Annotated in this window: 2 protein-coding genes; both read left to right on the top strand. The window is 74.0% G+C overall.

The genetic code is table 11. The features are described 5' to 3' along the window. Nucleotides 1-190, top strand: a 190-nt coding sequence (locus tag B8460_RS20675) for a phosphatidylglycerophosphatase A (protein WP_048863510.1), incomplete at its 5' end; no start/stop codon positions are given. Nucleotides 191-360: 170 nt separating this feature from the next. Further along, nucleotides 361-1,076 (top strand): DUF2252 family protein (locus B8460_RS20670; RefSeq protein ID WP_048863509.1); only part of this gene is annotated, 716 nt, incomplete at its 3' end.

Here is a 1,076-nt window from a genome sequence, read left to right as displayed (position 1 = left end):
CACCGCGCGCGGACTGGCGGCGGCGTTCGTGGTGTTCCGCCTGATCGACATCACCAAGCCCGGCCCGGTCGGTTGGGCAGACCGGCAGCACGGTCCGGCCGGCGTCATGGGCGACGACCTGATCGCGGGCGCCCTGTCGGCGGGCGTGCTGTGGGCGGCGCGCACGCGCTGGCCCTGGCTGTTCGACTGAGGCGGCCTGCCGCTGGTCCGGCGGCCGTCGCCGGCGGTCCGCGCGGCGCGCGATCCGTTCCGCGAAACGCGCGGAGCGGGCCGCGAATCTCGGCGCGCGGTCTTGCGCCATGACCGCTTGTCCGGTTTGCTGCGCCCGTCTCGCTGCAAGATGAACAATTTGACAGGCCGATGCCCCTGGAACATGGCCAGGCCGACATGCCGCGGCCGGCGTCAGAGCGCCGGCTGGAGGGTCACGCGCTGCGCAAGCTCGTGCCCCGCAGTCTGCACGCGGCCTGGACGCCGCCCGCGCGGCGCGATCCGATCCGGCGGCTGATCGAGGCGACGCGCCACTGCATCCCGCGCCTGCTGCCGGTGCGGTTCGGGCGCATGCGGGCCTCGCCCTTCGCGTTCCTGCGCGGCGCCGTCGCGGTGATGGCGGCCGATCTGGCGCAGACGCCGTCGAGCGGGCTGCGCGTGCAATCCTGCGGCGACTGCCACCACCTGAACTTCGGGGTCTTCCTGTCGCCCGAAGGCACCGCGGTGTTCGACGTCAACGATTTCGACGAGACGATCGCCGCCCCCTTTGAATGGGATCTCAAGCGGCTGGCGGCCAGCGTCGCGGTCGACGGACGCACGCGCGGCCTGCCCGCCAAAGCCTGTCGTGAGCTGGCCCGCACGGCCGCGCAGTCCTACCGGCTGCAGATGGCGGCGATCCCGCGGCTCGATCCGCACGCGGCGTGGATGCTGCGCGTCGATCTGGCGGCGGTGCTGGCGCAGGTGGGCGACGTGCGGCTGCGCGAGCGGCTGGAGCGGCGGGCGCAGGCGGTGATCGAGGCGCTCGGCAAGGGATGGCCGAAGCTGCTGGAACGCGATCGCGGCCGCTGGCGGCTGCGCGACCGGCCGCC

Source organism: Acidisphaera rubrifaciens HS-AP3, assembly GCF_000964365.1.
Taxonomy (GTDB): domain Bacteria; phylum Pseudomonadota; class Alphaproteobacteria; order Acetobacterales; family Acetobacteraceae; genus Acidisphaera; species Acidisphaera rubrifaciens.
Note: the sequence above shows the minus strand (reverse complement) of the source record. Positions and strands in the feature narration are given on the sequence as shown.